The organism is Pseudarthrobacter sp. AB1, assembly GCF_014926485.1.
In the GTDB taxonomy this organism is placed as follows: Bacteria; Actinomycetota; Actinomycetes; order Actinomycetales; family Micrococcaceae; genus Arthrobacter.
In genome coordinates this window covers 146,978-170,880 of record NZ_PZKO01000067.1, presented here as the reverse complement: position 1 = coordinate 170,880, position 23,903 = coordinate 146,978, and the positions used below count along the sequence as shown (strand labels likewise).

The following is a 23,903-nucleotide window of genomic DNA, read 5'->3' as shown; positions in this document are numbered from 1 at the left end:
TCGGCGTAGCGGCGGGGCATGCCCATGACCCCTAGCCAGTGCTGGATCAGGAACGTGCCGTGGAAGCCAAGGAACAGCATCCAGAAGTGGATCTTTCCGAGGCGCTCGTTGAGCATCTTGCCGGTGAATTTTGGCCACCAGAAGTAGAAGCCTGCGAACATCGCGAACACCACCGTGCCGAAGACCACGTAGTGGAAGTGCGCCACCACAAAGTAGGAGTCAGACACGTGGAAGTCCAGCGGCGGCGACGCCAGGATGATGCCGGTCAGGCCACCGAAGAGGAAGGTGATGAGGAAGCCGATGCTCCACAGCATGGGGGTCTCGAATGTAATGGATCCCCGCCACATGGTGCCGATCCAGTTGAAGAACTTCACGCCGGTGGGGACCGCAATCAGCATGGTCATGAAAGCGAAGAACGGCAGCAGGACCGAGCCGGTCACGTACATGTGGTGCGCCCACACGGTCACGGACAGGGCTGCAATGGCGATGGTTGCGTAGACCAGGCCCTTGTAGCCGAAGATCGGTTTACGGCTGAAGACCGGGAAGATCTCGGACACGATGCCGAAGAACGGCAGCGCAATGATGTACACCTCGGGATGGCCGAAGAACCAGAACAGGTGCTGCCACAGCACCGCGCCGCCGTTTTCCGGATCGAAGATGTGTGCACCGAAGCGGCGGTCGGCGCCGAGAGCGAACAATGCGGCAGCCAGTGGCGGGAAAGCCATCAGCACGAGGATGGATGTCACCAGGGCGTTCCAGGTGAAGATGGGCATCCGCCACATGGTCATGCCCGGAGCACGCATGCAGATGATGGTGGTGATGAAGTTGACCGCACCCAGGATAGTGCCGAAGCCGGACAGCGCCAGACCGAAGACCCACAGGTCGCCGCCGATGCCTGGGCTGAACGTGGTGTTGGACAGCGGCGCGTACGCGAACCAGCCGAACGACGCCGCACCCTGGGGGGTGATGAAGCCGGACACCGCGATGGTGGAGCCGAAGAGGAAGAACCAGAAGGCCAGGGCGTTCAGCCGCGGGAACGCGACATCGGGGGCACCGATCTGCAGCGGCATGATGACGTTGGTGAAGCCGGCGAACAGCGGCGTCGCGAACATCAGCAGCATGACGGTGCCGTGCATCGTGAACAGCTGGTTGTACTGCTCCTTGGTCTGCAGGATCTGCATGCCAGGTTCGAACAGCTCAGCCCGGATGAGCAGAGCCATGACGCCACCGAGGCAGAAGAACACAAACGACGCGATCAGGTACATGTACCCGATGGTCTTGTGGTCGGTGGAGGTGATCCAGTTGACGACGATGCGTCCCTTGGACTTAGGAACTACGGGAGCCTCTAGGGTTCCGGCAGGTGCGGTCTGGGTATAAGTTGCCACGTCGCTCCCCTTACTTAATTTCGTTCAGGTTCGGGTTGCGGTCATACTCTTCACCGAGGAGTCCCGCGTTGCCGTCTGCCTTGAGCTTGTCCAGGTGGGCCTGGAATTCGGCTTCGGAGACAACCTTGACGCGGAACAGCATTTCGGAGTGGTACTCACCACAGAGCTCGGCGCACTTGCCGTCGTAGGTTCCCTCTTTAGTGGGCGTGAACCTGATGTAGTTGGTCTTGCCGGGGATCATGTCGCGCTTCTGGAGGAAGGCGGGAACCCAGAAAGAGTGGATGACATCGCGGGAGTTCAGTTCGAGGTCAACTGACTTTCCAACCGGCAGGTAGAGCGTCGGCAACGCTTCCTTATTGATGGTGTTACCAGTCAGGTGTGCCTGGACTCCTGCCTCGTGGACATCCTCGGTGACGACGTCGCCGGACTTGTAGTTGAAGTCCCAGGCCCACTGCTTGCCGCGGACATCAACAACGACGTCGGCCGGCTTGGAGCGGTCATCGATGGCCTGCTGGTCGCGGTCGGTGAAGTAGAAGAACACCAGGACCATGAACAGCGGGATGGTCAGGTAAAAGACCTCCAGCGGGAGATTAAAGCTGGTCTGCCGCGGGAAACCCGTGGTGCCCTTGCGGCGGCGGTAGGCGACAAGGCACCAAACGATCAAGCCCCACGTGATGATGCCCACAACGAGGGCGGCAATCCATGAGTTGACCCAGAGGTCCATGATCCGGTCAGTGTGATTGGTGGTGCCACGCTCGGTGGGCAGCCACCCCTTCTCTACCTCTGGCGAACATCCAGTCAAAACCAACGCGCCGGCAACTGCCAAGCCTGAGATCGTAGTGATCGTTTTGCGTCGGCTGCCGGTTCGGTTCTGCGAACTCACAGACGGCCCTTCCTACTTGTTGCTGTTGCCCGGCCACCCAAGGGGCCGTCCGGGCACACTAAAAGTTTTACTACTCGGTGTAGAGCTTACCGCTCTGCCGGGCGTTTCGCCCACATGTCGGCGCCGTGCCTCCGTGCCGTTTTCGGCGGACGGAATGCAGGCGCCGGCATCGGGCGAAATAACCGGGTCAGTGGAACGAATCACCACAGGCGCAGGAGCCACCGGCATTGGGGTTGTCGATGGTGAAGCCCTGCTTGGAGATTGTGTCCTCGAAGTCAATGCTGGCTCCACTGAGGTACGGCACGCTCATCTTGTCCACCACAACTTCGACGCCGTCATAGTCGCGGACGGCATCTCCATCGAGGAGGCGCTCGTCGAAGTACAGCTGGTAAATGAGGCCGGAGCAGCCGCCGGGCTGGACGGCAACGCGGAGGCGGAGATCGGTCCGGCCTTCCTGCTCCAGGAGGCTGCGCACCTTGCCTGCTGCGACGTCGGTCAGTTTGACCTCGTGTGCGGCCAGTTCATCGCTGGCAGCGCTGGTGGTCTCGGTGATGTTCTCGTTGGTTGCAGTGCTCATTTGGCCTACCTTAGGACGGTCCTGGCGGCCCCGCGTCAGCGGCGCCTGCCCCTACGGATACGGTACGGGCTATAGCTACATGCTACTTCGGTCAGCCCTGTAGCTCTAACTCCTGACGTAACCAAGCCGGTCCGCTGATTGTTCCCAATGGTGAAGGAATGCCGGCATCAGGGGGGCCCGGGATCAGGCCAGGCCTTCTGTGTTCAGCCGGGCGAGCAGCAGCGCCTCGGCCACCACGGCGTTCTGGAAATCACCAATGTGGAGCGACTCGTTGGCACTGTGGGCACGGGAATCGGGATCCTCGACACCGGTCACGAGGATCTGGACTTCCGGATATACGTCCGTCAGGTCCGCGATAAACGGAATTGACCCGCCGATTCCAGTCTCCACCGCCGGAACACCCCAGGCCTCCCCCAGCGCCCACATTGCGCACTTCGCCGCCTTTGAGGATGTATCAGCGAGGAACGACTTTCCGCTTTCTCCCGGAGTGAACACCACCTTTGCCCCAAAGGGTGCGTTGGCCTGGACGTGGGCTTGAACGGCTTCCATCGCTGCCGCCGGATCCTGGCCGGGCGCCAGGCGCAGGCTGAACTTGGCACGCGCCCGCGGCAGGAGCGTATTTGAGGCCACGTCCACGGCGGGAGCATCGAAGCCGATGATGGACAGCGCGGGCTTGGTCCACAGCCGGGCGGCGATGCTGCCTGTGCCTGCGAGCCGGACGCCATCGAGAACGGAGGAATCGGCACGGTACTCCGCTTCGGTGAGCTCCACGCCGACATTGTCATTCGATACGAGGCCTTCGATCGCCACGTTGCCGTCTGCATCGTGCAGGGTGACAATCAAACGGGACAGCAGGGTTGGCGCATCCAGTACGGGGCCACCGAACATGCCCGAGTGGACAGCATGCTCCAGCACCTGAACTTCAATGGTTCCGTCCACAAGGCCGCGCAGGCTGGTGGTAAGGGCGGGAATGCCCACCTTCCAGTTGCTGGAGTCGGCCACCACGATCACATCGGCCTTCAGCAGTTCCCGATGCGTTTCCAGGAACGAACGGAAGGTGGGAGAACCAGCTTCCTCCTCCCCTTCGAAGAAAAACGTCACGCCAAGCCCGAATTCCGCGCCCAGCACCTCGGTCGCTGCGGCATAGGCGGCCACATGGGCCATGATCCCGGCCTTGTCGTCAGCAGCGCCGCGTCCGTACAGCCTGCCGTCCCGTTCGACGGCGGCAAAAGGCTCTGTTTCCCACAGCGCCGGATCTCCGGGCGGCTGGACATCGTGGTGGGCGTACAGCAGGATGGTCGGCTTCCCTGCTGCCGCCTGGCGACGTGCGACGACGGCAGGACCGCCGGGTGTGCCGTCGACCTTGTTACTGCGCAGGACCTGGACATCCTCCACGCCGGCGGTGCGCAAAAGTTCCGCTACGGCCTGCGCGCTGGCTTCCAAGGGGGCGGGATCGAAACTCGGCCAGGCGATGCCGGGAATGGCCACAAGTGCCTTGAGCCGGTCGAGGGTGGTAGCGAAGGAAACTGCGACGGACAGCCTGAGTTGGTCCGCGTCGATGGCCCCTGCAGGGTGACCGGAGCCGGGGGTGTTGGCGTCGGACGGGTTGGCTGCTGGAGTGGGAGTCATGGCGAACACAATACCCGCGCCGAATCTCCTTGGGCCGCAAGGTATTCTGTTCACGTGTTCGGACGTAAAAAGGAAGCGCCAACGGCGCAGCAATCAATAGACCAGCAGGCCGCTGAAGCGGCAGCCCGGCAGGATGCCGCGTTGGGCAAGGGTGCGCCCACGCCCAAGCGCAAAGCCCAGGAGGCCGCCCGCAAACGGCCCCTGGTGCCGGAGGACCGCAAGGCGTCCAAGGCCGTTGAGCGCCAGGCCATCCAGGACCAGCGGGCCAAAATGCGCCAGGCGCTCGATACAGGTGATGAGAAATTCCTGCCCTTGCGCGACAAGGGACCGCAGAAGCGTTATGCCCGCGACTACGTGGATGCGCGCTTCAGCCTGGGCGAATACCTGATGTTCGGTGCTCTCGTATTTGTCATCATTTCCCTGATCGTGCCGGCTTCGAGCGAGCAGATGGTTTATGTCCTGGGCGGTTTCTGGGTCATGTTCCTGGCCGTCTTTGTGGATGTGTTCATTCTGTCCCGGCAACTCCGCAAGAAGCTGACCGAGAAGTTCGGCGAGGTTGAGCGCGGCACGGTCTGGTATGGCTCCATGCGCTCCCTGCAGTTCCGCAAACTGCGCCTGCCCAAACCGCTTGTGAAGCGCGGGCAATACCCGTCCTGATATGCATGCCGGACCAAGCGCCGGCAGCGCATTTCTTCTTAGACAGCAAAACCCCGGCAGTCAGGCTGCCGGGGTTTTGCTGCTTAGTCAGCTGTTGCGCCGGGCTTTCGCCAGGCCGCGGTTGATCCGGGACGCCCAGAAGGGCCCCTCGTACAGGAAGGCCGTGTAGCCCTGGACCAGAGAGGCGCCGGCATCCAGGCGGTCCTGGACGTCTTTGGCCGTCTCGACGCCGCCGACGGCCACCAGCGTGATTGCACCCCCGGTGGCCTCCTTGAGGCGGCGAAGGACTTCCAAGGAACGCTGCTTCAGCGGTGCCCCGGATAGGCCCCCGGCACCACATTCCTCCACTTTCGCAGCCGGAGACGCCAGCCCCTCACGCCCGATCGTCGTATTCGTGGCAATAATGCCGTCCAGCTTGAGATCCAGGGCCAGCTTGGCGACGTCGTCGATGTCCTCATCGCTGAGGTCCGGTGCAATCTTCACCAGCAGCGGGACGTGCCGGCCAGCCGCATTGTCCGCCTCGTGCCCCACGGCGGTCAGCAGCGGACGGAGGGTCTGGACATCCTGCAGGAGGCGCAGCCCGGGCGTGTTGGGTGAGCTGACATTGACCACCAGATAGTCAGCGGCCGGCGCCAGGCTCCTTGCACTGATCAGGTAATCGGCCACGGCGTCATCGAGTTCCACAACTTTGCTCTTGCCAATGTTCACCCCGATCACGGGGCGCACGGTGGGATGCCGGCGCTGCAGCGCCGCGCGTGCCGCTTTAAGGCGCGGTTCGACGGCGGCAGCGCCATCGTTGTTGAACCCCATCCGGTTAATAACAGCCCGGTCCTCGATGAGCCTGAAAAGGCGCGGCTTCTCGTTGCCCGGCTGCGCCTGCCCGGTGATGGTTCCTACTTCTACATGGCCAAAACCAAGTTCGGCGAGGGCCTCGATGCCGAATCCCTCCTTGTCGAACCCGGCTGCGAGGCCGAACGGGGACGGGAAGATCAGCCCAAAGGCAGAAGTCTGCAAGGAGGCCGCGGGCGCCGTGAACCGGTGCAGCAGCCTTCCTGCGCCGGAAGTATGGGCAAGTTTGATTCCCTTGAATCCGATCTTGTGGGCGCGTTCCGCGTCCATCCACGAAAAGGCCAGCCTGAAGAATGTCGGATATACGCGCATGGCTCTAGTTTTCCGTCTCGGACGGTCCAGACCAAACCGGGCCGCCATACATGCGGCTCCGGCTAGCATAAAGCCATGAGGTGGCAGCCAGATATCCTCGGTGCTGGCTTCGAAGCCTGCACCTTCGAGGCCGGGGGCGAAGACGGCGTCCAGCGCACCGCCACGCTGGTGCGCTTCCGTCCGGCGAAGGAACCGGCAGCCACCCGCGGGCGCCGGACAGTGCTGTTCCTCCATGGTTGGAGCGACTACTTCTTCAATGTGGACCTGGCGCAGTTTTGGACACACAGCGGCTACGAGTTCTACGCCCTCGACATGCATAACCACGGCCGCAGCCTGCGCCCGGAAACGCCGGGCGGCTACGTGGCGAACCTGGCGGACTATGACGCCGAGATCGAAGCGGCCATCGCCATCATTCTGGCCGACACGCACAGGCCGGAACTGGAAGCCAAGGCCTCCCTCACGCTGATGGGCCACTCCACCGGCGGCCTGGTGGCCGCCCTCTGGGTCAGCAACCACCCCGGAGCGGCCTCCCAGCTGGTGTTAAACAGTCCCTGGCTGGAGATGCACGGCAGCTCGCTGGTCCGCCGTGCTGCGTCCACGATGGTGGGACCCGTGGCGCGGTTCCGGCCGGAGGCTGTCCTGCGGCTGCCCGAGCGGGGGTTCTATTGGCGGACCATCAGCAGTTCAGCCGACGGCGAGTGGCCGCTTGACGACAGGTTCCGTCCGCCCATGGCATTTCCGCTCCGCGCGGGCTGGCTCAGCGCCATCCTGGCCGGCCACACCAAGGTGGCCCGTGGCCTGGACATCGACATACCCATCCTGGTGCTGCTGTCCCGGGGAAGCGCCACCGGGCCGTTCTGGTCCGAGGAAATGCGGCGCACCGACGCGGTACTGGACGTCAACATCATCGCCCTCCGCGCCCTGACACTGGGGCGCAGCGTCACGGTGGAACGGATCGACGGCGCGCTCCACGACGTCTTCCTCTCCCCTGCCAAAGTGCGGTCATACGCCTATGCGCGGCTCGCCCGCTGGCTCCGGGGTTACGGTACGGCTGAACCCGGTGCGGCGTCGACGGCGCCGCCGTAGCGCCGGTCCCGCTGGGCGTAGATTTCGACGGCGTCCCACAAGGTCCGCCGGTCGACGTCGGGCCACAGCGTGTCCATAAAGACGAACTCCGCGTAGGCCGACTGCCACAGCAGGAAGTTGGAGAGCCGCTGCTCCCCCGAGCTCCGCAGGAAAAGGTCCACGTCCGGCAGGTCCGGCTCGTCGAGGAACTTCTGGATGGTTTTCTCGGTGATGGCACCGGGCTTGAGCCGGCCTGCGGCAACCTCGGCGGCAATTGCCGATACTGCGTCTGTGATTTCCGCCCGGCCGCCGTAATTAACACACATGGTCAACGTGCAGGTGCTGTTGCCCGCGGTAAATTCCTCGGCCTCTTCGAGTTCGCGGATCACCGAGCCCCACAGCCTGGGACGCCGGCCGGACCACCGCACGCGGACACCCCACTCGTCCAGCTGGTTTCGCTGCCTTCGTAGCACGTCCTTGTTAAAACCCATCAGGAAGCGGACTTCTTCAGGTGAGCGGCGCCAGTTTTCGGTGGAGAATGCATAGACGCTCACGAACTCGATGCCCAACTCGATGGCGCCCGCCACGACATCCAGGAGGGCAGGCTCGCCCGCCTTGTGACCCTCGATCCGCGGCAGGCCCCGCTGGTTGGCCCAACGGCCGTTTCCGTCCATCACAATAGCCACATGGCGGGGGACGAATTCGGCGGGGATCGCCGGGGCAACCGCGCCTGAAGGGTGCGGATACGGTGCCACCACAGGGGTGGTCCGTTGCCGCGAAGGACTCTTCTTTTTTCCCAGGGCCACTGTCAGCCACGCTCCACATGTTTGAGGGATTTCAGGACACGCTCAAGGTGCCATTGCAGGTATACGGCCACCAGCCCCGCAGCCTCCCGGCGGTGCGGCACCTGCGAACCATCCGCCGTCGTCCAGTCCCCCGTCAGCAAGGCACCCAGCAGTACGACGGTCTCTGCCGCCGGCGCGGGCGAACCCGGTGGCCTGCAGTCGGCGCAGACCATGCCGCCGAGCGGAGCTGAAAACGCCGTATGGGGGCCGGGCCGGCCGCAGCGGGCGCAGTTGGTGAAACTCGGCGCCCAGCCGCCGGTGGCAAGAGCGCGCAGGAGATAGGAATCGAGGATCAGTCCGGGCGCATGTTCGGCCCGGCTCAGCGATGCCAGCGCACCCACCAGCAGGTTGTACTGGGCGGTGCCGGCTTCGCCGTCGACATCCGTCAGTTTCTCCGCAGTTTCGGTCATGGCAGCAGCAACGGTGTAGCGGCCATAGTCTGCGGCGATGTTGCTGCCGTAGGCGCCCTTGGCAACCGCCTGGGTGACGATGTCCAGTGTCTTTCCGGAGACCAGCTGCAGGTCTGCAACCATAAAGGGCTCCAGCCGCGCCCCAAACTTGCTGCTGGTCCGCCGTACTCCCTTGGCGACGGCGCGAATCTGACCGTGGTGCTTGGTCAGCAGGGTGATGATGCGGTCGGCCTCGCCCAGCTTGTGGGTACGAAGCACCACGGCGTCATCCCGGTAAGACCGGGCAGCAAAGGATTGTTGGACCACGGTTAATCTTCGCACTGAGTTCCGGAAAGCCGGCGATGCCGGCGCGTTGCGCGCCGGGATTCCCGGCGCGCAACGCATTCCGAATCAGGCGCGGGAATCCCGGATGGCCCGGTTGACTGCGGAAATGACGGCCTTGAGCGAGGACATGCTGGTGTTGGCATCAATGCCGACACCCCACAGGACCCGCTCCCCCACGGCGCACTCGACGTAGGCTGCGGCCATGGCGCTGCCGCCTTCCGAAAGGGCATGCTCGCTGTAGTCCAGCACCCGGACATCCACGCCGTCCTCGCGCAGGATGCTCAACAGCGCCGCAATGGGCCCGTTTCCGGTGCCTGTCCGTCGGGCCTGGACACCGTCAACAGTGAGCGAGGCGTGCAGGGTCATCCCGCCGTCGTCATCGGTTTCGGTGCTGACGGAACCGAGCGAGTAGCGGCCCCACTGGCCGTCCGTTTCGCTGGAGGGCAGGTACTCGTCCTGGAAATGCTGCCACAACTGGGCGCCGCTGACTTCGCCGCCCACGGTATCGGTCTTCTTCTGGATGACGCCCGAAAATTCCATCTGGGCGCGGCGCGGCAGGTCCAGGCTGTGTTCGTTCTTGAGCAGGTAGGCCACGCCACCCTTGCCGGACTGCGAGTTGACCCGGATGACGGCCTCGTAGCTGCGGCCCAGGTCCTTGGGGTCAACGGGCAGGTACGGGACTTGCCAGGTGAAGTCCGCGACGTCCTTGCCGGCGGCTGCGGCGTCCTTCTCCAGCGCCTCGAAGCCCTTCTTGATGGCGTCCTGGTGCGAGCCTGAGAATGCGGTAAACACCAGGTCGCCGCCGTAGGGGGAGCGCTCTGCGACGGGGAGCTGGTTGCAGTACTCCACGGTGCGCCGGATCTCGTCGATGTCGGAGAAGTCGATCATGGGATCGATACCCTGCACGAACATGTTCAGGCCCAGGGTGACGAGGTCCACGTTGCCGGTCCGCTCGCCGTTGCCGAACAGGCAGCCCTCGATCCGATCCGCGCCGGCCAGGTACCCCAGCTCGGCGGCGGCCACGCCGGTGCCCCGGTCATTGTGCGGGTGCAGGGACAGGATGATGCCTTCGCGCGGGTGCAGGTTCCGGCTCATCCACTCGATGGAATCGGCGTAAACGTTCGGAGTGGCCATTTCCACCGTGGCGGGCAGGTTGATGATGACCTGGCTGTCGGCGGATGCTTCGAAGACGTCGGCGATGGCGTTGCAGACCCGAACGGCGTACTCCAGTTCGGTTCCGGTGAACGACTCCGGCGAGTATTCATAGGTGATGTGCGTGTCCACGAGGGTTTCCTCGTACTTCTTGCACAGCCGGGCGCCCTGGAGCGCGATGTCCAGAATGCCGTCCTGATCCTGGTTGAACACCACGCGGCGCTGCAGGACGGACGTTGAGTTGTACAGGTGGACAATGGCCTGCTTAGCGCCGACCAAGGACTCATAGGTCCGTTCGATCAGGTGCTCGCGTGCCTGGGTGAGGACCTGGATGGTGACGTCGTCCGGGATGTGGTTTCCGACGATGAGCTGACGGACAAAGTCGAAATCGGTCTGCGAAGCAGACGGGAAGCCGACTTCAATTTCCTTGTAGCCCATGCGGACCAGCAGATCGAACATCTTCATCTTGCGGGCGGGGCTCATCGGGTCGATCAGCGCCTGGTTGCCGTCACGCAGGTCCACGGCGCACCAGCGCGGGGCCTTGTTGATGACCTTGTCCGGCCACGTGCGGTCAGGCAGTTCAACGGTGATCAGATCCTGGAACGGCGTGTAGCGGTGGACGGGCATTCCGGAGGGCTTCTGTGCGTTTCGCATTACTATCGGGGCCTTTTCTGTGGTTCAAATCTGAAAGGGTGGCCGGGCAACACAAACTCCGCGACGAGGATGGGCCTTGCGCTAGATCGCGTCTGAGGCCTCGCCGCGGCAGCTAAGAAGGAGCAGTTCTGCGCGCACCATTTCACAGTAACACGGGTGCGTAAGATGAAGGAGCAACACCTCCAGCACCGTCCACAATGCAGACGCCGCGCCGGTGCAACCGACGGCCGCGGCTCGTCACACGAAGGAGCTTTTGTGCCCATCTCGGGGATCGATCTGTCCAACATTGACCGCACCGTCAGGCCGCAGGACGACCTGTACCAGCACGTGAACGGGTCCTGGCTCAAGGCCACGGAAATTCCGGATGACCGGCCACTCGAGGGAACATTCACCGCACTGCGCGACGGAGCGGAAATCGCGGTCCGGGACATCATCGAGGAAGCGGCCGCCAAAGGTGAGGCCGCCAGCGGGATAGAACGGAAGGTCGGCGAGCTCTACAACAGCTTTATGGATGCAGCCACCGTGGAGGCCAAGGGAATGGAGCCCATCCGCGGTCGCCTTGCCGACGTGTTCGCCACCACCACGGTTGCCGACCTTGTGGCCCTGGCCGGGCGCCTGTTCCGGTCAGACGTTTCCGGGCTTTTCTACATTTACCCGGCTCCGGACGCGGGCAACCCGGACCGCATCCTGCTCTATACCGGCCAGGGCGGCCTCGGACTGCCGGACGAGTCCTACTACCGGGAAGAAAAGTTCGCCCCCATGGTCAAGGCCTATGGCGAGCATGTCCGGACCATGTTCACCCTGGCAGGGGTGGCTGATCCGGAGACGGCGGCCGCGCGCGTCGTTGCGCTCGAAACCAAACTTGCTTCCCATCACTGGGACAACGTCACCCTGCGCGACCCGCAGAAGACCTACAACCTTAAATCCGCCGAGGAAGCAGCCACGCTGTTCCCGCTGCTCAACACCTGGTTCGAAGCTGCCGGGATCGACGCCGACAAAAGCAGCGAAATCGTCGTGAGCACTCCGGACTTCTTCAGCGGGGCCGCTGGCCTGCTGGAGTCCGAACCGCTCTCTGTGTGGCAGGAGTGGCTCGCCCTGCGCGTCGTCAACGGCGCGGCGCCCTACCTGTCCGCCGAGTTCGTGGATGCCAACTTCTCCTTCTACGGAACAACCATCAGCGGCACCCCCCGGAACAAGGACCGCTGGAAGCGGGCCGTCGCCGTCGTGGAAGCCGCGCTCGGTGAGGCCGTTGGGCAGATTTACGTCTCGAAGCACTTCCCCGAATCCCACAAAGCCCGCATGCAGACCTTGGTGTCCAACCTGATCGAGGCCTACCGGCAGTCCATCACCGGCCTTGCGTGGATGGGTGCGGAAACCAAGGCTGAGGCGCTGCGGAAACTGGAGGCCTTCCGCGCCAAGATCGGCTACCCCGACAAGTGGATTGATTACTCCGCTGTGGAGATCGACCCCGCGGACCTACTGGGCAACGTCGAGCGGGCCCACAACGCCGACGTCAACCGCCACCTGGATGAGGTGGGCAAACCGGTGGACCTCAACAAGTGGCTTATGACACCGCAGACGGTGAACGCGTACTACCACCCGATGCTCAACGAGATCGTGTTCCCGGCGGCCATCCTGCAGCCACCGTTCTTCACGGCCGACGCCGATGACGCCGTCAACTACGGCGGCATCGGAGCGGTGATCGGCCACGAGATCGGCCACGGTTTTGATGACCAGGGGTCACAGTTCGACGGCGGAGGCGCGCTGCGGAACTGGTGGACCGAGGCTGACAGGACGGCCTTTGAGGAGCTCACGGCGAAGCTCGTGGCACAGTTCGATGCGTTGTCGCCGTATGCCGCGCCAGGGCATAACGTCAACGGCAAGCTGACGCTCGGGGAAAACATCGGCGACCTCGGTGGCCTGACCATCGCCTACAAGGCTTATCTCCTCAGCCTCGATGGCAGGGAACCCGAGGTGCTGGACGGACTGACGGGGCAGCAGCGGTTCTTCGCGTCCTGGGCGGCCGGCTGGCGGCAGGTGATCCGGTCTGAAGAGGCCATCAGGAGGCTCGCCACGGATCCCCACTCCCCCAACGAGTTCAGGACCAACGCCATTGCCAAGAACCTCGACGCCTTCCACGAGGCCTTTGGCGTGACCGGGCAGGACGGCATGTGGATGCCCCAGGAAGCCCGCGTCAGCATCTGGTAATCATCCCGGCAGAGACACCGGGAGGCGGGGCCTCCTGGCCCCGCCTCCGGTGTCTACTGGGTTCTGCCGTCAGTCCTGGACGATCAGCACCGGGTTGGCCTGCTGGCACACAGTATCGCCGGCCGTCTGGTTGACGATGTCCTCGGGCAGGGCGGCGCCCGCGCCGGCGCCGTAGGTTGCCCCGGTGGAGAAGTCAGTTCCAAGGTAGACCTGGACTCCGGCGACGCGCGGTGCCAGCTGGACCTGGGCGGCCGGGATCCCGAGCAGCGCAGCCACATCGGCTGCGACGTCGGCGAATTCAGTACCGTAGTAGACAACGCTCTGCGCGACAGGTGCGGCTTGTAGCGGCCCGGATTGGGTGAAACCGCCGGTAATCAAGGCCTGCACGATTTCCTGGGCGCGCCCCGGGATGCCGCTGCCGTTGGCCACGGTGACTGGCTGCAGCGCCTTGTCATACGGTGGCACAGCCGGGGCTGTTTCTGTGGGCAGGGCTGTCGTTTCTGTCGGCGCCGGGGTAGGAGTGGTGGGCGCAGTTGGATCCGTGAGGTCCACGTCCTCGCGGAGTGCCGCAAACAGCTGTGACCCTGCGGGCTCCGCAATCTGCAGGCGGTTGATATCCGTGGCTGCCGGCGTGTTGGGCACGGCCACAAACGCCACCTTGCTGATGTCGATGTCCTTCAGCCGGCTACCTATACTCACGAGCGACGGCACGGAGGCCAGCCCCTCATCCACGGTGAGGTTCTTCGTCACCACATCGGCAATGTTCAGCATTTTAGAGGGGTCGGACAGTGTGCCGTCGTCCTTGATCTTGCGCGTAAGGGAGGACAGGAATCCCTGCTGTGCCCTGATCCGGCCGAGATCGCCGCCATCGGCGAAGGCGTGCCTGGTCCGCAGGAAAGCAAGGGCCATTTCGCCCTTGACCGAGGATGTGCCCTTCGGCAGGCGCAACCGGGAGTCCGGATCGTAGACGGCGTCACTGATGCACACGTCAACGCCGCCCACCGTGTTGGAGAGTTCCTTCACAGCTGTAAAGTCCGCCATCATGAAGTGATCGATCTCCAGGCCAGTCAGCTTGTTGACCGTGTCTACGGCGCAGCCGATGCCGGCTTCATTCATGGCCTCGTTGATCATGGCACCGCTGCGGGCAGGATACGTCCGTTTGGTCTTCTGGTCGGTGCACTCCGGAATATCGACCAGCAGGTCCCGGGGGAAGCTGATGACGCTGACGCGCTTGTTGTCCGCCGATACGTCCATCAGCATCATGACGTCGGACTTGCCGTAACCGGTTGAGGCGTCCGCAGAGCCGTACTCAGCGTTTGCGCCGTCCCTGGTATCCGAGCCCAGGATCAGAATCTGCATCCGCTCCGATTTGTCGGCCTCGGGGTTCGCGGTGCCACCGGCGTTCAGCGGCGCAGTCGTGATGTTGGACTGAAGCCGAAAATACCAATACCCGGCGAAACCAAGACCGCCGACCACCAGGATGGTTACCACTGCGGTAGTCACCTTCACCCACGCCCGCATCCGGCTGCGGGAGCCGAGATGCCGGGCGACGCCGACGGCGGTGGCATCAGCGTGGCGGGAGACCGGACCGGTCCCGGCTGACGCGTCAGCTCCGTACTCGCGATTGTCGCGGCCTCGCCCCATGTGTGGTGTACCTTCCTCGAAAAAATTGAATCCGGCCTATTTTAGTTGCCCAGTCTGGGAACTTCCCGACGACCGGCCGGGGCACGGTGTAAGGGCCGCGTCAGAAGCCCAGCTTGACCAGCTGCTTCGGGTCACGCTGCCAGTCCTTTGCCACCTTCACATGCAGGTCAAGGTAGATTCGGGCGCCGAGCAGCGCCTCGATCCCCTTGCGGGCGGTGGTACCGACTTCGCGGAGCCGTGCGCCGCCTTTGCCGATGATGATGGCCTTCTGCGACGGACGCTCCACGTAAACGTTGACCCGGACGTCGAGGAAGGGCCTGTCCTCGGGCCGGCCTTCACGCGGAACAATCTCATCAACGACGACCGCCAGGGAGTGCGGCAGTTCGTCCCGTACGCCCTCAAGGGCCGCTTCCCGGATGAGTTCCGCGATCATCACAGCTTCCGGTTCGTCCGTCAGGTGGCCATCCGGATACAGGGGCGGCGATGCTGGCATGTGGCTGATCAGGACGTCTGCGAGGGTGTCGACCTGGAACCCGTCGGTGGCGGAAACGGGCACGATGTCTTTCCAGCCGTCCTCGCCGATGACATCCCGGCCCAATGCAGCGACGGCGAGCAACTGCTCCGTGAGCGCCTGCCGGTCCACGGTGTCCGCCTTGGTGACGACCGCGATGACCGGCTTGTTGCCAATGGCGGCGAGCTGCGCGGCGATGTACTTGTCGCCCGGGCCGATCTTCTCGTTGGCGGGAAGGCAGAAGCCGATCGCGTCGACCTCGGCGAGGGTGTCGGCGACGAGTTCGTTCAACCGTTTTCCCAGCAGGGTTCGGGGGCGGTGCAGGCCAGGCGTATCAACCAGGATCAACTGGGCGTCATCGCGGTGCACGATCCCTCGGATGGTGTGCCGCGTGGTCTGCGGCTTGGCGGAAGTGATCGCCACCTTCTGGCCCACCAGGGCGTTCGTCAGGGTTGATTTGCCCGCGTTCGGCCGCCCCACGAGGACCGCAAAGCCCGCCCTGTATCCGCCGAACTCTGTTGCGGCTGAATCCGGGCTTGCCGGACGACTATTTTTCTTGCTCACGTGGAACTCCCTGCTGGGTTGCTTCCGCCTCGTCGAGGACGTCTTCAAGGTCAGTGTCTGTCTTTGGTGCTGCTGCGGCAATGATGTGGCTGACGCGGTTGCGGCGGCCCTCGAGCCGTTCGGCGAGCAGTGAGATGCCATCCACCTCCACGCGGCTGCCCACGATGGGAACGCGACCCAGGGCCTTGGCCAGCAGCCCGCCCACGGTGTCAACTTCGTCGTCGTCGAGCTCTATGTCGAACAGTTCTCCAAGGTCATCGATGCTCATCCGGGCGCTCACGCGGTACGAACCACTGCCCAGGGCCACGGCCTCGGCGCTTTCCGTGTCATATTCGTCCACGATTTCGCCGACGATTTCCTCGATGAGGTCTTCGAGGGTGACAAGGCCGGCCGTGCCACCGTATTCGTCGATCACGATGGCCACGTGGGTTGACTCCTTCTGCAGCTCCCGGAGGAGGTCGCTCACCGGCTTGGACTCCGGGACGTACCGCACCCCGCGGGCCAAGGCTTCGACCGGGGGCGGCTCGTCGTCGGGCCCCAGCTCATGAAGCGTCGCCGCAACGTCCTTGAGGTAGACAATTCCGAGAATCTGGTCCGTATTGTCTCGGATCACGGGGATCCGAGAGTAGCCCGACCGCAGGAACATCGACATGGCCCGCCTGAGGCTGGAACCGGCGTCGATGCTGAGGATATCGGTCCTGGGCACCATTACGGCGCGCACCAGGGTATCGCCGAAGTCAAAGACTGATTGGATCATTTCCGCTTCGGTGTCTTCGATCATGTCCGATTCAGAGGCCCGGTCCACGAGTTCGCGGAATTCCTGTTCGCTGAAGAACGCGTCATCACCGGCAGGGGCGCCGGGAGCGGCGGCACTGCCCAGCGCCACGAGCCACCCGGGAATGGGACCGAGGACCCAGGTCAGGAACCTGATCAGCGATGCCGTATACCGGACCACCGCGGCCGAATGGAGCCTGCCGATCTGCCGCGGGGAAACTCCCACGATAACGAAGCCGAGCAAGGCCATGATCCCGGTTGCGGCAAGCCCGGCCAGCCAGACGTTGTCCAGCAGGCTGTGGAGCAGCACAGCCACGGCCACGGCTGAAGCCATCTCGAACCAGACCCGCCAGAACCTCAACGCCCGGATGTGGGCCACCGGCTGGGCCAGGATGCGCTGCATGGCGTTTCCGCGGGTTTTCAGCAGCGCGTCTTCGGCGTCATGCCGGGAAAGAAACGTGAACGCGGCCTCGGCTGCGGTCAGGAGTGCTGCGGTGCTGAGGAAGGCCAGGGCCATGCCGACAAGGAGCAGGGGCGTCACTGCGTGGTCTCGGCGGGTGCTTCTTTGCCGGTGAAGCCGGAAAGCAGCTGGCGCTGGAGGCCGAACATCTCTTCCTTTTCCTCGGGCTCTGCGTGGTCATAGCCGAGCAGGTGGAGGATCCCGTGGGTGGTCAGCAGCAGCATCTCATCCTGCAGGGAATGCCCGGCGTTGGCTGCCTGCACCTGCGCCACCTGGGGGCACACGGCAATGTCACCCAGCATCCCTTGTGGAGTGGGCCGGTCCGGCGTACCGGGGGTCAGTTCGTCCATGGGAACCGAGAGCACGTCTGTGGATCCGGGCTCGTCCATCAGTTCGATGTGGAGCTTTTCCATGGCTGGTTCATCCACCAGGAGAATGGAGAGTTCAGCCTGCGGGTGGATAAACAACTGCTCGAAAACGTACCGGGACAGTGCCACGAGCCCGGCTTCATCAACCTGGATGCCGGATTCGTTGTTAACCTCAATGCTCACGCGTTTTCCCCCCGCTTTTCCCGGCTCACCGAGTGTTTTACTTTGCTCCGCTGGACGTCATCCCAGAGACTGTAGGCACGCACGATGTCACCCACAAGGCGATGGCGGACCACGTCAGTGGAGTCCAGGACGGTGAAGTTCACGTCGTCGATTCCCTGCAGGATCTCCTCTACGATCCGCAGGCCCGACCGGGTGCCAAAGGGAAGGTCCACCTGGGTGACGTCGCCGGTGACCACCATTTTGGACCCGAAGCCCAAGCGCGTCAGAAACATCTTCATCTGTTCCGGTGTGGTGTTCTGCGCTTCGTCCAGAATGATGAAGGCGTCATTGAGCGTGCGCCCCCGCATGTAGGCCAGCGGCGCCACTTCGATGGTGCCCGCCGCCATCAGCCGCGGGATGGACTCGGGGTCCATCATGTCGTGCAGTGCGTCGTACAGCGGGCGCAGGTAGGGATCGATCTTGTCGCTCAGGGTGCCCGGCAGGAATCCCAGCCGTTCGCCGGCCTCGACTGCGGGCCTGGTCAGGATAATGCGGCTGACTTCCTTCTGCTGGAGGGCCTGAACAGCCTTGGCCATCGCGAGGTACGTCTTACCCGTGCCTGCAGGGCCAATACCGAAAATCACTGTGTTCGCGTCAATCGCGTCCACGTAGTTCTTCTGGTTCAGGGTTTTGGGCCGGATGGTCTTCCCCCTGCTGGAGAGGATGTCATGAGTGAGGACATCCACAGGGTTCTGCAATGACTGGCTGCGGAGCAGCGCAACGAGCTGGTGCAGCACCGCGGGGCTGATGACGGTGCCGCGGGCCACGAGGCCGCGCACTTCATGCAGGAGCCGCATAATGCGCGGAACTTCGTTGGCAGGGCCGCTGATGGACAGCTCGTTTCCACGGACGTGGAAGTTCACCGACGGGAACTGCTCTTCGATGTAACGCAAGGCCTCGTCATGGCTGCCGAGCGATTGGACCATCTGGTCGGAGTTGTCAAAGAGAACCACCTCCGTCCGGACACCAGGAAGTGAATGGGGGAATTCTGCGGCGGCGCGGTCAGTATTGAGCCGGCGCTTTCCGTTCGCTGATTCAGTCATGGTGCTGGCCCGCGGGCCTGTGGTCTCCTCCAGTTCGAAACTTAAAGTGCCGCCGGCTGCTGTGTGGACGGGGCTGTTGCCGAGCGCGCAGAAGCCAGCGGAGTCCTACCATCTTACGCCAGGAGGCACCTCCCGGCAGCGCCCGGCGGTCGCCGGGAAAGGTACCCGTCACCAGCGTGCTGCGGGACGGTTGCCGTCTTTAGGTATCAACTTCATATCAGGCGCATATCGTTCCCGTTGCAGTTGCACCGGCAGCCGGGATCTGGTCCTTTTGGCAGAACCGGTTATGCCATGCTGGAAATCACAGCCGTCCGGGGACCGGCTCACGGGGCCCAGGCCTCACCATTTCACAGCCGGGAAAGGACAGGCCACGAGAGTGCCGCAGACAGCGACCCCCCTTAGTGCCAGACGCGCCGAGCCGCGCTTCCGTCCGCAACTCCTCCTGGGTCTACTGCCAGCATTCCTCCTTCTCACAGGTTGCATCGCGGACCCCAACCCCGGGCCCAACCCGACGGCAAACTCCAGCCAGGCTGCCACCGGCTCACCCGGGGGCCCCTCCACCAGCGCGCCCTTGGAAACCACACAGTCTTCCAACAAGGCACCCGTCTACTGGATTGGCCGAAGCAACAACAACGTGTTCCTGTACCGGGAGTTCCGGGACGTGCCGGAGCAGGAGAATCCTGTGACACGTGCCCTCCGGGCCATGATGTCGGAGAAGCCGCTGGACCCGGATTTCTTTACGCCCTGGCAGAATCCGGAGAAACTTGCCTCGTCCATCTCCGGCAAGAACGTCATCACGGTCGACATCTCCGAAGATGCCTTTAACAGCAATCTCGACGCCGACATGGCTGGCCGCGCCATCCAGCAGCTGGTCTTTACCGCTACGGCGGCGGCTGCGAGTTCCGGCCTGATCGATTCCGGCCAGCAGATCCAGGTCAGGATCCTGGTGGATAGCCACACCGACTACGTTGCCTTCAACCACATCCAGCTTGGCGACCCAATGTCCCGGGCTGCCGGAATGGTGGCGCCTGTCTGGATCATCGATCCGCAGGAAGGGACGGACCTGGCTGGCGGAAGCGTCAAGATCACAGGCCGCAGCACGGTTCCTGGCGGCAAGCTCCGCTGGCAGATCCTGCGGGCCGAAGCGAACGGGAACAAGGCGCCCTACCTCACCGGGGAGACCACTGCAGCGGCCGAAGCGGCCCAGGCCGGAGTGTTCACGCTTGCGCTGAGCCTGTCCGCCGGGAACTATGAGCTCCGTGTTTCGCAGGTGGAGACAGCCGGCAGCAGCCAGGAGCTGAATGTGGATACGCGGAACTTCAAAGTCCGGTAGCAGGCCGCGTCAGGACACTGGCACTGTCCAGCGTCCCAGGACATCGCTCGCCAGGACAACCGCTGCCGGTCCGGCCGTGGATGACCTGAGGACGTGCTGGCCCAAGAGGGCCGTCACGGCCCCGGCGTCGCAAAGCCGGGTGACTTCGCGGGGACTGATTCCGCCTTCCGGGCCAACGATGAGCAGAATTTCCAGGGGTCCGGTGTCAGCCTGGGCGCCCTGCCATAACTCCAGGACGGACCGGAGCGGCCGGACCGCGTCTTCGTGCAGAATTACGGCCAGATCCGCTGCCGCCACTGCCGCCGCAAGGCCTGGCGTTTCGACGGCGGCGCGCACCTCGGGGATCCAGGCGCGGCGTGCCTGCTTGGCGGCGGCGGTGACCACGGACTGCCATTTTGCGTGGGCCTTGGCCGCGCGCTCACCCTTCCAGCGGACGATTGAGCGCTCGGCCTGCCAGGGAATTACGGCATCAATCCCGAGTTCGGTTGCCGTTTCCACGGCCAGTTCGTCGCGGTCCCCCTTGGCGAGGGCCTGCACCAGCACCAGCCGGATGTCGGGCCGGTCCTCCACAACGAGGGCGGAGCATTCCACGGTAAGCTCTGCCGGCGACGCCGAGACAACAGTTCCCGTCAGCCGTTTTCCGGCGCCGTCGGCAATGTCCACGGCCTCTCCAGGAGATAGCCGTTTCACGGTCACGGCGTGGCGTGCCTCCGGCCCTTGAAGGATAAATCGGGCACCGGGCACCAGCTCGTCGAGCGCCCCGGCACCGCTGAAGAAAACGGGATTGCTCACCGCTACAGGTTACCGAACCGGTCCCGCAGCTTGGCAAAGACGCCGCCGCTGGCTGCCAGTTTACCTTCCGTGAACTGCTCGCCCCGAAGCTTCGCCAGCTGCCGCAGGAGGTCCTCCTGCGCCGCATCCAGCTTGGCTGGCGTCTCAACCTGCAGATGGACCATCAGATCCCCGCGGCCGTAACCGCGCAGGTGCGTCACGCCGAGTCCGCGGAGCGTGATGATCTCCCCTGACTGCGTGCCCGCCTTGACGTCGATCTCCTGCAGTCCGTCAAAGGTTTCCAGTGACAGCTCGGTGCCCAGGGCGGCGGCTGTCATCGGAATGTGCAGCGTCGCGTGCAGGTCGTCGCCGTCGCGGGCGTAGGTGGCGTCGTTGTTGACCCGCAGTTCCACATAGAGGTCCCCGGATGGTCCTCCGGCCGGGCCCGCTTCGCCTTGCCCGGAGAGCTGGATCCGCGTGCCCGTGGCAACACCGGCGGGCACCTTGATGGTGAGGGACCGCCGGCTGCGAATGCGGCCCTGTCCGCTGCATTCGTTGCAAGGGTCCTTGATGACCGTCCCGAAACCATCGCAGCTGCCGCACGGGGCCGCCGTCATGACCTGGCCCAGGATGGAGCGCACGGCACGCTGAACCTGGCCGCTGCCGCCGCAGATATCGCAGCGGACAGGGTGGCTGCCTTCGCGGCAGCATGACCCGTTGCAGGTGGGGCAGGTAACCGCGGTGTCCACTTCAAGTTTCCGGTTGACGCCGAACACGGCATCGCGCAGTTCGATTCGGACACTGATCAGTGCGTCCTGGCCGCGGCGGACCCGGGACGCGGGGCCGGAGGAGCCGCCCGCGCCGAAGAACGTGTCGAAGATATCCTGGAACGCGAAGCCCTGGCCGGAGTATCCGCCGCCGCCGAACCCGTTGTCGGTGCCGTTCTCGTTGCCGGTGGTGTCATAGATCCGTCGCTTCTGCGGGTCCGAAAGTACCTCGTAGGCGTGGGTCACGGCCTTGAAGCGGTCCGAAGCATCCTCCCCGGGGTTTACATCCGGGTGAAGAGTGCGGGCCAGCTTGCGGTAGGCCTTCTTGATCTCTTCCCCGGTGGCTTCCGGCGAGACTCCGAGGACGTCGTAGTGGCTGCTCAAAGTTCGTATCTCTTCCTTGTTGTACTGCCGGCAGGCGGGCTGCCGGCACTGCTCTTCGTGCCTGGACCGTAGTGCTGTTACGGACCCAGAATTCTTGAAAGGTAACGGGCTACTGCCCTGACGGCGGCCATGGTGGTGGGATAGTCCATCCGGGTGGGGCCCAGCACACCGATCTTGGCGGTGCTGTCTGGTCCGTAGCCCGTGGCCACCACGGAGGCTTCCGCGAGCCCGTCGTACGGGTTTTCACGCCCGATACTGACTGCCACACCCCTCGGATCCTGCGCCATGTCGCTTAGGAGGCGCAGCAGGACAACCTGCTCCTCGAGGGCTTCCAGGACCGGTCCGATACTGAGCGGAAAATCCACATTGGAGCGGGCGAGGTTCGCTGTTCCGGCCATGACCATGCGTTCCTCACGGCTGTTGTGGGCGAGCGTTTCCAGCCCCTGGGCCAATGCCTGGGCCGCCGCACGCTGGCCCGGGCTGACGGACGAAACGACCCCCGGCAGCGACGGCGTCAGGCGGCTCAGCGAGATGCCCGCGAGGGATCCGAGGAAGTGTGCCCGCAACGACGCGACGACGTCGTCGCCGAGGTCCTGGCCGACGTCGATTACGCGCTGTTCTACCTTGCCGGTGGTGGCGATGAGGACCACGAGGACCTGCCGGGGCGCAAGCAGGACGAATTCGATGTGGCGGATGGTGGCGCGGCTCAGATGCGGATACTGCACGACGGCGACCTGGTTGGTTAGCTGCGACAGCATCCTGACGGTCCTGTCCAGGACGTCGTCCAGATCGTCTGCGCCCTCCAGCAGCGCCTGGATCGCCCGCCGTTCCGCCTGGGAAAGCGGCTTTACTGCTGAAATCTGGTCCACAAACAGCCGGTAGCCTTTGTCTGTGGGGATCCGTCCGGCGCTGGTGTGCGGGGCAGTGATCAGGCCGTCGTCTTCCAAGGCCGCCATGTCGTTGCGGATAGTGGCGCTGGACACGCCGAGGTGATGGCGTTCCACGAGCGCTTTGGACCCCACCGGCTCGCGGGAGTGCACATAGTCCTCCACGATGGCGCGCAGTACTTCGAGTTTGCGCGGCTCGCTCATACTCCACCTCCATCCGTGGTCACTGCGGGGTTAGCACTCGACGTGCCTAAGTGCTAACAGTCTAATATGAGTCACCCCGTTGTTAGCATTGGTACCGCTCCGGGCGAAATTCCGGGCCAGGATCTAGCGGCAAGGCGGAATCAATCCATGCATTACCAGAACTGGGGTCCGCAGGAGATCACCGCGCCCGTCAGGAGCGAACTTCCTGAGGTTCCCGTGGAACGCGGCATGGTCCTTGAAGATGCCCAGTCCGGCTGGGTGGGAGCGGTGACCCGGGTGGAGAAGTCCGGCGGCATGCATGTCGTGGCCCTCGAAGACCGGCGAGGCAAGTCCCGGTCCTTCCGGCTCGGCTTCGGGTTCCTCCTGGAGGGGCAGCCCATCCGGCTCGTTCCCCCGGCGCCCAGGCAGGCCGCCCCCGTGGCGGCCGGCCGGACGGCGTCCGGCTCAGTCCGCGTGGCCGGCCAGCGTGCCCAGGTGGCCAAGGCGAACAGAATCTGGGTGGAAGGAAAACACGACGCCGAACTGGTGGAGAAAGTCTGGGGTGACGATCTCCGCGTTGAGGGCATCGTCGTCGAACCTTTGCATGGCATTGATGACCTCGCCGGGGCGGTGGCCGCGTTCAGTCCGGGTCCCGGCCGCCGGCTGGGGGTCCTGGTGGACCACCTGGTGCCGGACTCAAAGGAGTCTCGCATCGCTGCCGCCGTAATGGATTCCCCCGGCGCTGCCGGCAATGTCCTGATCGTCGGTCACCCTTACGTTGACGTGTGGCAGGCCATCCGGCCCGCTGTCCTGGGCATCGAACAGTGGCCTGTGGTGCCCCGCGGGCAGGACTGGAAGACGGGTATTCTGACAGCGTTCGGCTGGCCGCACTCCACCAAGGAAGATATTGGGCTTGGCTGGCAAAGGCTGCTGGGCGCTGTCCGCAGCTACGCGGATCTGGAGGCATCACTGCTCGGGCGAGTGGAGGAAGTCATCGACTTCCTGACAGTGCCTTAACGCCGGATCCGGCTCCGGGCGGCGG

21 protein-coding genes are annotated in these 23,903 nt (G+C 64.1%); 5 read left to right on the top strand and 16 right to left on the bottom strand.

Going from position 1 to position 23,903, the window contains the following annotated elements:
* The 4 genes from DAD99_RS19010 to DAD99_RS18995 all read right to left on the bottom strand — a co-directional run.
* Nucleotides 1–1,385 (bottom strand): cbb3-type cytochrome c oxidase subunit I (locus DAD99_RS19010; RefSeq protein WP_193342769.1); only part of this gene is annotated, 1,385 nt, incomplete at its 3' end.
* Nucleotides 1,386–1,395: 10 nt separating this feature from the next.
* The gene (gene coxB / locus DAD99_RS19005; protein ID WP_193342768.1) at nucleotides 1,396–2,268 is read right to left on the bottom strand and encodes a cytochrome c oxidase subunit II; all 873 of its coding nucleotides are present in this window, start codon (nucleotides 2,266–2,268) and stop codon (nucleotides 1,396–1,398) included.
* Between the two features lie 187 nt (nucleotides 2,269–2,455).
* Entirely contained in the window at nucleotides 2,456–2,845 is a 390-nt protein-coding gene (locus DAD99_RS19000) for an iron-sulfur cluster assembly accessory protein (protein WP_056340087.1), read from the bottom strand.
* A gap of 183 nt (nucleotides 2,846–3,028) precedes the next feature.
* Nucleotides 3,029–4,474: a dipeptidase gene (locus DAD99_RS18995; RefSeq protein WP_193342767.1), complete on the bottom strand. Its 1,446-nt coding sequence runs from the start codon at nucleotides 4,472–4,474 to the stop codon at nucleotides 3,029–3,031.
* A gap of 54 nt (nucleotides 4,475–4,528) precedes the next feature.
* Here DAD99_RS18995 and DAD99_RS18990 point away from each other — a divergent pair, with 54 nt between their 5' ends.
* On the top strand, nucleotides 4,529–5,131 hold the full coding sequence (locus DAD99_RS18990) for a DUF3043 domain-containing protein (RefSeq protein WP_193342766.1): 603 nt from the start codon (nucleotides 4,529–4,531) through the stop codon (nucleotides 5,129–5,131).
* Between the two features lie 87 nt (nucleotides 5,132–5,218).
* On the opposite strand, the gene DAD99_RS18985 is transcribed toward DAD99_RS18990, so the two are convergent.
* Nucleotides 5,219–6,292: a quinone-dependent dihydroorotate dehydrogenase gene (locus DAD99_RS18985; protein WP_193342765.1), complete on the bottom strand. Its 1,074-nt coding sequence runs from the start codon at nucleotides 6,290–6,292 to the stop codon at nucleotides 5,219–5,221.
* A 75-nt stretch (nucleotides 6,293–6,367) separates the two neighbouring features.
* Here DAD99_RS18985 and DAD99_RS18980 point away from each other — a divergent pair, with 75 nt between their 5' ends.
* A complete protein-coding gene (locus tag DAD99_RS18980) occupies nucleotides 6,368–7,378 on the top strand; it encodes an alpha/beta hydrolase (RefSeq protein WP_193342764.1) in 1,011 nt (336 codons plus the stop codon).
* Here the strand turns inward: DAD99_RS18980 and DAD99_RS18975 are convergent.
* From DAD99_RS18975 to leuA, 3 genes are all read right to left on the bottom strand, one after another.
* Nucleotides 7,333–8,163, bottom strand: coding sequence for an isoprenyl transferase (locus DAD99_RS18975; RefSeq protein WP_185260597.1), 831 nt, complete (start codon nucleotides 8,161–8,163; stop codon nucleotides 7,333–7,335). The genes DAD99_RS18980 and DAD99_RS18975 overlap by 46 nt on opposite strands.
* Nucleotides 8,164–8,165: 2 nt before the next feature.
* Nucleotides 8,166–8,918: a DNA repair protein RecO gene (gene recO / locus DAD99_RS18970; protein ID WP_193342763.1), complete on the bottom strand. Its 753-nt coding sequence runs from the start codon at nucleotides 8,916–8,918 to the stop codon at nucleotides 8,166–8,168.
* An 84-nt stretch (nucleotides 8,919–9,002) separates the two neighbouring features.
* Nucleotides 9,003–10,742: a 2-isopropylmalate synthase gene (gene leuA, locus DAD99_RS18965; RefSeq protein ID WP_193342762.1), complete on the bottom strand. Its 1,740-nt coding sequence runs from the start codon at nucleotides 10,740–10,742 to the stop codon at nucleotides 9,003–9,005.
* A 255-nt stretch (nucleotides 10,743–10,997) separates the two neighbouring features.
* On the opposite strand from leuA, the gene DAD99_RS18960 reads away from it, so the two are divergent.
* A complete protein-coding gene (locus DAD99_RS18960; protein WP_193342761.1) occupies nucleotides 10,998–12,950 on the top strand; it encodes a M13-type metalloendopeptidase in 1,953 nt (650 codons plus the stop codon).
* Nucleotides 12,951–13,019: 69 nt separating this feature from the next.
* Here the strand turns inward: DAD99_RS18960 and DAD99_RS18955 are convergent, their stop codons facing one another.
* The 5 genes from DAD99_RS18955 to DAD99_RS18935 all read right to left on the bottom strand — a co-directional run bounded on the left by DAD99_RS18955 (nucleotide 13,020) and on the right by DAD99_RS18935 (nucleotide 18,536).
* Nucleotides 13,020–14,594, bottom strand: a complete 1,575-nt coding sequence (locus tag DAD99_RS18955; protein ID WP_193342760.1) for an LCP family protein — start codon at nucleotides 14,592–14,594, stop codon at nucleotides 13,020–13,022.
* 100 nt (nucleotides 14,595–14,694) lie between these two features.
* Nucleotides 14,695–15,669 (bottom strand): GTPase Era, encoded by a 975-nt coding sequence (gene era / locus DAD99_RS18950; protein ID WP_193342759.1) that lies wholly within the window; start codon nucleotides 15,667–15,669, stop codon nucleotides 14,695–14,697.
* Nucleotides 15,653–16,984 (bottom strand): hemolysin family protein, encoded by a 1,332-nt coding sequence (locus tag DAD99_RS18945; protein WP_193342758.1) that lies wholly within the window; start codon nucleotides 16,982–16,984, stop codon nucleotides 15,653–15,655. Before DAD99_RS18945 ends, era begins: the two co-directional genes overlap by 17 nt.
* The gene (gene ybeY, locus DAD99_RS18940; protein ID WP_193342757.1) at nucleotides 16,981–17,454 is read right to left on the bottom strand and encodes an rRNA maturation RNase YbeY; all 474 of its coding nucleotides are present in this window, start codon (nucleotides 17,452–17,454) and stop codon (nucleotides 16,981–16,983) included. The genes DAD99_RS18945 and ybeY overlap by 4 nt, the downstream gene beginning before the upstream one ends.
* Complete coding sequence (locus DAD99_RS18935; RefSeq protein ID WP_193342756.1) at nucleotides 17,451–18,536, bottom strand: PhoH family protein; 1,086 nt, start codon at nucleotides 18,534–18,536, stop codon at nucleotides 17,451–17,453. The genes ybeY and DAD99_RS18935 overlap by 4 nt, the downstream gene beginning before the upstream one ends.
* Nucleotides 18,537–18,912: 376 nt before the next feature.
* Between DAD99_RS18935 and DAD99_RS18930 the strand changes: the two genes are divergently transcribed.
* A complete protein-coding gene (locus tag DAD99_RS18930) occupies nucleotides 18,913–19,869 on the top strand; it encodes a GerMN domain-containing protein (protein WP_375372275.1) in 957 nt (318 codons plus the stop codon).
* A gap of 9 nt (nucleotides 19,870–19,878) precedes the next feature.
* On the opposite strand, the gene DAD99_RS18925 is transcribed toward DAD99_RS18930, so the two are convergent.
* The 3 genes from DAD99_RS18925 to hrcA form a co-directional block, all read right to left on the bottom strand.
* A complete protein-coding gene (locus tag DAD99_RS18925; protein WP_193342754.1) occupies nucleotides 19,879–20,661 on the bottom strand; it encodes a 16S rRNA (uracil(1498)-N(3))-methyltransferase in 783 nt (260 codons plus the stop codon).
* Between the two features lie 2 nt (nucleotides 20,662–20,663).
* On the bottom strand, nucleotides 20,664–21,791 hold the full coding sequence (dnaJ, locus tag DAD99_RS18920) for a molecular chaperone DnaJ (RefSeq protein ID WP_185260608.1): 1,128 nt from the start codon (nucleotides 21,789–21,791) through the stop codon (nucleotides 20,664–20,666).
* A gap of 77 nt (nucleotides 21,792–21,868) precedes the next feature.
* A complete protein-coding gene (gene hrcA / locus DAD99_RS18915; RefSeq protein ID WP_193342753.1) occupies nucleotides 21,869–22,882 on the bottom strand; it encodes a heat-inducible transcriptional repressor HrcA in 1,014 nt (337 codons plus the stop codon).
* Nucleotides 22,883–23,029: 147 nt separating this feature from the next.
* Between hrcA and DAD99_RS18910 the strand changes: the two genes are divergently transcribed.
* Nucleotides 23,030–23,878, top strand: a complete 849-nt coding sequence (locus tag DAD99_RS18910) for a DUF3097 domain-containing protein (protein WP_193342752.1) — start codon at nucleotides 23,030–23,032, stop codon at nucleotides 23,876–23,878.
* Nucleotides 23,879–23,903 lie beyond the last annotated feature (25 nt).